Here is a 6,685-nt window from a genome sequence, read left to right as displayed (position 1 = left end):
GCGCGGGGAAGAAGACGATGTACACCTCCGGGTGACCGAAGAACCAGAAGAGGTGGGTCCAGAGCACCGAACCGCCGGCGGTCGTCGCCGCGAAGTACGTCGTCCCGAGCAGTCGGTCAGAGAGCAGGATCATCAGCGCCGCCAGCAGCGCGGCGAACGCGAACAGCATCATCCACACCGTCAGCAGGATGGACCAGGTGAACAGCGGGAGGCTCCGCATCGTCAGCCCCGGCGCACGCATCCGGTGCATCGTCGTGATGAAGTTTACCCCACCGACGGTGACCGAGACGACGAACACCAGCAACGCGAACACCGTCGTTGTCGCCCCGATACTCGGCATGAACGCCGGAATGTTGAGCGGCGCGTAGAGGGTCCATCCGCCCGCGAACGAGGCGCCCTGGAAGAACGAGACGAACAGGAGGATTCCCGACACCAGGTAGAGCCAGTAGCTTAGTGCGTTCAGCCGCGGGAACGCGAGGTCCTCCGCCCCGATCTGCAGCGGGACGATGTAGTTCGCGAAGCCGAACGCGAACGGTGAGAGGAACCAGAACACCATGATGAGCCCGTGCAGCGAGACGGACTGGTTGTACGCCATCGCCGAGAGCACACCCTCGCCGGGCGGTCGCGGGCTCCACAGCTGTGCGCGGAGAAGCAGCGCCAGCACCCCGCCGAACAGCAGGAAGAACATCGCTGTCGCCGTATAGAGGATCCCGACGTCCTTGTGGTTGGTCGTGACCAACCATCGCTTCAGCGAGCTCTTGGGCGGGAGATGGCCGTCGTCGTCGTGGCTCTCCCCCGGTAGTGCGCTTGCGGTCCCCCCGTCCGTTTCGAGTTGTTCGTCACTCATCAGTTAGGCACCTCCAGCTGCCACTGCTGAACTGTTCTCGGTGGAGGCCTGGTTCTGCTGACTCTCGTACCAGCTTTCGAACTCCTCTTCCTCCATCACCACGATTGTCGCGTCCATGTAGGAGTGGCCCTGGCCACATAGCTCGTAACAGTGGGCCGAATACTCCCCTGTCTGTGACGCCTCGAACCACGTCTCCGTGTACTCACCCGGGATCGCGTCGGTTTTGACTTTCAGCTCCGGGATTCCGAAGTTGTGGAACACGTCGCGTGACGTCACCTCTATATTGATCCTCGTGCCGACTGGCACGCGAAGCGTTCCCCCGGTCTCCACCCCCGTTGATTCTCCCGCATCGTCGAGGTAGGTGAAGTCCCAGCCGAACTGGTAGCCTTCGACTTCCACGTCGACGCCAGCGTCGGGCTGCTCGGGCGCAGCCTCGACGTAGAGGAGCGTGCCGTACGTCCAAACGATAAGCGAGATGACGATGATGGCACTCAGCGCCAGCGAAGTGAAGAGCTTCTTGCCCTTCCCCCCGCCGGTAGGGACTTCGCCGAGCTTCGGCCGGTCCCCGTCTTTGTCCTCGCCGCCCTGGTAGCGGTATTTGTACCCGTTGTACAGCATGTAGCCGATAACGACGGCTCCTACGAGAGTTCCCAGCCCGAGGAACACCCAGTAGATCTCCCTGAACACTTGCACCCGAGTCCCCCTCGGGACGATTCCGCCCTGGAGGATGGATGCGGCTATGGCATCAAGTATCATCGGCGGTCTTGATAGTGGTACTCGCCACCCTCTTGCCTTAGAGGTTTCGAACATTCGCGCGCGCGCGAGCACGATTGCCGGTTCGAACCGCCTGGAATGGTCGAGCGTGAACGATTCCTGCCTGCGCCCGCGCCCTCGGTCAACGTTCCGGCAGTTCCCCCGGGAGGAGATAGGAATAAGGGGAGTCGGCCAAATGAATTAGTATGCTTCACGCAGAAGGCCCCCTTCTCACGGTAGACGTGAGCGAGCGGACGGCCGAGGCAACCGATATCGACGACGTACTTGAACAGACCATCGGCGGGCGCGCAACGGCGACGGCGCTGGCCCACGACCGCATCCCCTTCGACGCCGACCCTTTCGGCCCGGAGAACCGCGCCTACCTCTCGACGGGGCCGCTCCAGATGAGTCAGATGTCCTTCACCGGACGGATGAATATGACTGGACTGTCGCCGTTGACCGACGGGCTGGTCTCGACGAACGCCGGTGGCTATCTCTCGCGGAACTTCTCGGGCGCGGGACTCTCGGTGTTCGAAGTCGTCGGCGAGAGCGACGAACTGCTTGCACTCCACGTGACTGACGGCGAGGATGGCCCCGAGGTCGAGTTCGAAACCGTCCCCGAACTCGAGGGCGCCGAGACCAGCGCCGTCTCGGAGTATATGGACGAGCACCACGGGCTCGGCCCGGAGAACTGCATCACCATCGGGCCCGCGGGCGAGAACCTCGTCCGCTACGCCTCGGTGATGACGTTCGACTCGCGCGCGTTCGGCCGCGGTGGCCTGGGCGCGGTGCTCGGCAGCAAGAACGTCAAATGTGTTACTTTCGAGGGCGACTCCCACCCAGAGATCGAGATTCCCAACCCGCCCTCGGCGGATGTCCACCGCGAAGCGGCGACCAGCGACGACCGGATGAAGCGCCAGGGGACCACCGGCGGCACGGAGTTCATCAACGACAACTTCTCGCTGCCGACGCGCTACTTCGACGGGTACGAGTTCGAGAGTGTAGAAAACATCGGCGGCGACGCCGTCGAGGAGAAGAAGTACAAGAAAGGCGCCTGCTCGCAGTGTGCCTACGCCTGCAAGCTCCCGACCAAGGACGAGGAGCGCGGCGTGGAGACCGAAGGCCCCGAGTTCGAGACGGTCTACTCCTTCGGCTCCTGCCAGGGCGTCGGCGACATCGTCGACGTGATGATCTCCAACGAGCTGTGTGACGAGCTCGGGATGGACACCATCTCCGCGGGCGTCACGCTCGCGGCCTACCTCAAGAGCGAGGACGAGTTCGGCAACGCGGAACTGGTCCACGAGACCCTAAAGAAGGTTGCGTACCGCGAGGACGAGCTGGGCGACCTGCTCGCTGAGGGTGTCGACCGCGCCCACGAGGAGCTGGGCGTGGATAACTACACGGTCAAAGGGATGGAGTTCGCCGCCCACGACGGCCGCGTGCTTCACGGCCAGGGGCTCTCCTACGCCGTCGCCAACCGCGGCGCCGACCACATGTACGGCGGGATGCTCGGCCTCGAGTACTCCGGCGAACTCGACCCCGAGGGAACGCTCGGCAAGGCCGACACGCTGGTCGAGAAGGAGAACCGCAACGTCATCCGTGACTCGGGCGTCGTCTGTGCGTTCGCCGGCGATTACATCACCGACGAGCGGCTGGCGACGCTGCTCGAAACCGACTACGACCGGCTCCAGGAGATCGGTGCCAAGGGAATCGAGCGCGAGCGACACTTCAACAATCAGCGCGGGAAAACCGTCGAGGACGACCGGCTCCCCTACGAGATTCCGGACCTCGAGGAGGCCGTTCAGGAGTACTACGGCGAACGTGGCTGGAACGATGACGGCACTATCAGCCAGGCCAGCTTCGACTCGGTCGCGCCCGCCGACGACTGAGCGGGCAGCCGGGGGGTCTCCGTCCTCGGTGCTATCCGCCGTAGACCGACGGGACGATACGGACGGTATCCCCGTCCGAGAGGGGTGTCTCCAGCCCGTCGAGATGATTGACGTTCTTCTTGTTCAGTGTGACGACGGTTGGTCCCGCAGTCGTCGCTTCGTCCTCGTCGACGAGCCGACCGTCGAGGCTCGGGTAGTCGGCTGCTAACTCCCGGAGCAGTTCGCCGACGGTGGTTCCCTCGTCGTACTCGCCGCCAACGTTCTCCACGCCCGCGTCGTCGCGGAACGGGCCGAACAGTTTGCACTCGACCTGCACAGGAGAGTAGTTGGCGTGAGTCCTCAAGTAGCCAGCGGTCGCCACCATACCGGCCCACGAGGCCAGAGGTGGGAACGCTCAGCCCGTCGTGATGATTTCGACGACGTCGCGGTCCATCAGTTCGTGGTCGGTGCCGACCTGCCGCTGGGAGCGACAGTCGATGCCGTGGAGCAGGCCGTCGCCGATGTCCGAGTGGAGCGTGTAGGCGAAATCCTCGACGGTCGCGTTCTCGGGAAGGACGAAACAGTCCCGGAACACGCCCTTCTCATCCGTCGAGCCGTTCGCGCTGCCGGGGAACACGGCGACACACGAAAGCGTGTCGAACAGCGCGGTTTCGAGCACGTCCTGGACGCCCGTGCCGCCGTACTGTCCGACGAACTCCCGGATCTGTTCGAGTCCCTCCTCCTGCTCGTCGTTCACATCCCCGACGATGTCGAAATCATCGTCGCCCGGGGTGTAGTCGATGAGCCCCGCGTCGGCAGCCTTCTTGAGTGATTTCTCCGCGTGTGCGCTCACGGGGACGAAATCGAGATGGGCGTACGCCTCCTCGCTGGTGATCTCCGCCCAGTGCTCCTGGGCCTCTGAGGTGTCCATCTTGTTCGCCGCGATAACGACCGGTTTGGTGCGCTTGCGAATCTCACGGGCGAGCTCTTCGCGCTGCTCGTCGTCCCACGCCTCGGGGTCGAACCCGATATCCTGTGCGAGGATGATCTGCTTGAGCTCCTCTTCGACGATGCCGAACGCGTCCATCTGCTCTGCGAGTGCCGCCTCGACGTCGCCCTCCCCGCCGTGGTAGCCGGTGAGATGTCGCTCGATACCTTTCTCCAGCACGTCGAGATACCACATATCGACCTCGTTTTCCAGGAACGCGATGTCCTCGCGCGGGTCGTGGTTCTCGGTCGCCTCGCCCTCGATGTCGGTCTCGCCGGCGAAGTCGACGACGTGGACGAGGACGTCCGTCTCGTTCAGGTCCGAGAGGAACTGGTTGCCCAGCCCGTTTCCCTCGTGGGCGCCGGGGATGAGCCCGGCGACGTCCACGAGCTTCACGGGGACGAACCGGGTGCCGTCGTCACAGTAGCCGACACTCGGAGTACACGCCTCGTCGAACTCCGGCGCTGCACAGTCCACGCGCACGTACGCCTCGCCCACACTCGGGTCGATCGTCGTGAACGGGTAGGCCCCTTCAGGCACGTCGTTCATCGTCGCGGCATTGAACAGCGTCGACTTCCCCACGGAGGGCTTGCCGACCAGCCCGATACGATAACTCATTACGCTGACGAGGTGGGTGCCGGACAAAAGCGGTGTCATCGGCGCCCTCAGCGGCTGAGAACCTCTCGCACGCTTTCGCCTCGCTCGAGAGGCGGAGCCCCTTTGCCGCCGGACGGAGAAGCCTCCCCATGACCGATACGGAGAAGTCGCCTGCAGAGAACTCGGCAGACACGTTCGGGGTCGGCGTCCACGTCACCGAGGAGGAACTCCGAATCGTCGTACAGGTGCCCTCGGAGATCGACTCCGGCTGGACCGACCCCGAGGAGTTCCAGACGCTCGTTCAGCAGGTGCTGTGGGACCGACTCGACCAGGAGAAGACGCTTCAGGCCGTCACAGCCTCGACGCCGCCGGGGGAGACGGCGATGCTCGGAACGGTGTCGCTCGAGCCAGACGGGACCGTGGTGGATACGTCACTCGAACCGCCAGAACGGCGCTGAGTTACGCTTCCTCTAGCGCGTCGACAGCAAACCCGAGCCGGGCCGCATACTCCGGGTCGTAGCTCTGTCGGTTGTATCGATTGGCGCCGTTGGTGTTTCCGCGCAGCGAGATCGCGTCAAGCCACGCGAGCGCGGAGAGCGCGGCGCCGAGCATCCGGGGCGAGAGCTCCTCCGTCTCGACCGCCTCATGGAGCTGTTTTGCCTGCGGGTACGCCCGGTCGACTGCCTCGAGTGCGCGGACGGCATCGCGCCAGTACTGGCGAAAGTAGCCGAACTTCGTCGGGTCGGCCTCCCTGAGGCGGCGAACCGCCGCTGTTGCGTCAACAGTCGGCTCCGGGACGCCGACGGTTTCCGTGAGCAGGGCCTGGAACGCCCTGACCGCGTGCGCGTCATCCGGTTCCGGGTCAGCGGTGACGACGATACCGGAGCCGGTCGAGCGGGTGCGCTCGACGAGGCGCTCGAAGAGCGGGTGGAGCGCCGCGAGCCCGGCATCGGCGACGAGATCGCCGAGGGACTCGATGTAGAGGACCGTCTCTGATTCCCCGGCCTCCCAGCCGTCGAAGAGCCGGGTCAGGATAGCCGAGAGCTGTTCGGGTTCAACCGGGCGTGGGATCGTGGAGACCGCAAGTTCGTCGGAAACGACGCGTGTCTCCGGGCTCCGTGCTGCGGTGCTGCGGGCGAGGTCGTAACACTCGACGAGTGCGAGCTGCTCAGCGTCGGTCGTCGAGCGCTCCCACTGGCGGTGCCACGTGTCGGCGGTCGACTCCGTGAGAACCGCGAGAACGTTTCGTCCGGCCGAGCGCTCGCGAAGCTCGTCCATTCCATGGGTTGCTCCGAACGCGAGGAGTTCCGGTGAATCGCGAGCAGTGGCCATCTCTATTGTTCCATAGGGATGCCACATCATAAAAATGAGGGTCGGCGAAGAATGAAACGCGCGGTGTCGTCGTTGGTTTGCGTGTTCGACCCTTCGGGGTTGGTGTGCACTCGAACGCGACGACGCCGTGGAGCCGCTGCTCGTCGGCGCCGCTCTCGTGGTCGCATGTCGAAACGTCACTGTCGCGGAGGCGGCGGCGATGGCACAGCTCCCAGCAGATGAAGTTCGGGCCGCTGCCGAAAATGGGCGCTTTCGCTCGGCGGACCGACCGGCCGAGCGCATCTGAAACTGCACCGCACG

At 64.5% G+C, this 6,685-nt stretch carries 7 protein-coding genes; 2 read left to right on the top strand and 5 right to left on the bottom strand.

Features of this window, described 5'->3' with window-relative positions; genetic code table 11:
* Together V5A38_RS14195 and coxB are read right to left on the bottom strand one after the other, a co-directional pair.
* The coding region (locus V5A38_RS14195; protein ID WP_332326420.1) for a cbb3-type cytochrome c oxidase subunit I at positions 1 to 847 on the bottom strand (847 nt) is incomplete at its 3' end.
* Between the two features lie 3 nt (positions 848 to 850).
* On the bottom strand, positions 851 to 1,603 hold the full coding sequence (coxB, locus tag V5A38_RS14190) for a cytochrome c oxidase subunit II (protein WP_332326419.1): 753 nt from the start codon (positions 1,601 to 1,603) through the stop codon (positions 851 to 853).
* Positions 1,604 to 1,806: 203 nt separating this feature from the next.
* On the opposite strand from coxB, the gene V5A38_RS14185 reads away from it, so the two are divergent.
* Positions 1,807 to 3,489 carry an aldehyde ferredoxin oxidoreductase C-terminal domain-containing protein gene (locus V5A38_RS14185; RefSeq protein WP_332326418.1) on the top strand — a complete coding sequence of 561 codons (1,683 nt, stop codon included), beginning with the start codon at positions 1,807 to 1,809 and terminating at the stop codon, positions 3,487 to 3,489.
* A gap of 31 nt (positions 3,490 to 3,520) precedes the next feature.
* On the opposite strand, the gene V5A38_RS14180 is transcribed toward V5A38_RS14185, so the two are convergent.
* On the bottom strand, positions 3,521 to 3,805 hold the full coding sequence (locus tag V5A38_RS14180; RefSeq protein ID WP_332326417.1) for a ubiquitin-like small modifier protein 1: 285 nt from the start codon (positions 3,803 to 3,805) through the stop codon (positions 3,521 to 3,523).
* 78 nt (positions 3,806 to 3,883) lie between these two features.
* Complete coding sequence (locus tag V5A38_RS14175) at positions 3,884 to 5,074, bottom strand: redox-regulated ATPase YchF (RefSeq protein ID WP_332326416.1); 1,191 nt, start codon at positions 5,072 to 5,074, stop codon at positions 3,884 to 3,886.
* A 128-nt stretch (positions 5,075 to 5,202) separates the two neighbouring features.
* On the opposite strand from V5A38_RS14175, the gene V5A38_RS14170 reads away from it, so the two are divergent.
* Positions 5,203 to 5,511 carry a hypothetical protein gene (locus V5A38_RS14170; RefSeq protein WP_332326415.1) on the top strand — a complete coding sequence of 103 codons (309 nt, stop codon included), beginning with the start codon at positions 5,203 to 5,205 and terminating at the stop codon, positions 5,509 to 5,511.
* A gap of 1 nt (position 5,512) precedes the next feature.
* On the opposite strand, the gene V5A38_RS14165 is transcribed toward V5A38_RS14170, so the two are convergent.
* The gene (locus V5A38_RS14165; protein ID WP_332326414.1) at positions 5,513 to 6,385 is read right to left on the bottom strand and encodes a hypothetical protein; all 873 of its coding nucleotides are present in this window, start codon (positions 6,383 to 6,385) and stop codon (positions 5,513 to 5,515) included.
* Positions 6,386 to 6,685 lie beyond the last annotated feature (300 nt).

The organism is Halolamina sp. (genome assembly GCF_036626355.1).
Lineage (GTDB): Archaea > Halobacteriota > Halobacteria > Halobacteriales > Haloferacaceae > Halolamina.
This window is presented reverse-complemented; position numbering and strand designations above follow the sequence as displayed.

What these genes read in the sequence shown, in the direction of transcription:
- coxB (WP_332326419.1), bottom strand. Translation starts at nt 1,603, where the DNA reads ATGATACTTGATGCCATAGCCGCATCCATCCTCCAGGGCGGAATCGTC.
- V5A38_RS14185 (WP_332326418.1), top strand. Translation starts at nt 1,807, where the DNA reads ATGCTTCACGCAGAAGGCCCCCTTCTCACGGTAGACGTGAGCGAGCGG.
- V5A38_RS14175 (WP_332326416.1), bottom strand. Translation starts at nt 5,074, where the DNA reads ATGAGTTATCGTATCGGGCTGGTCGGCAAGCCCTCCGTGGGGAAGTCG.
- V5A38_RS14170 (WP_332326415.1), top strand. Translation starts at nt 5,203, where the DNA reads ATGACCGATACGGAGAAGTCGCCTGCAGAGAACTCGGCAGACACGTTC.
- V5A38_RS14165 (WP_332326414.1), bottom strand. Translation starts at nt 6,385, where the DNA reads ATGGCCACTGCTCGCGATTCACCGGAACTCCTCGCGTTCGGAGCAACC.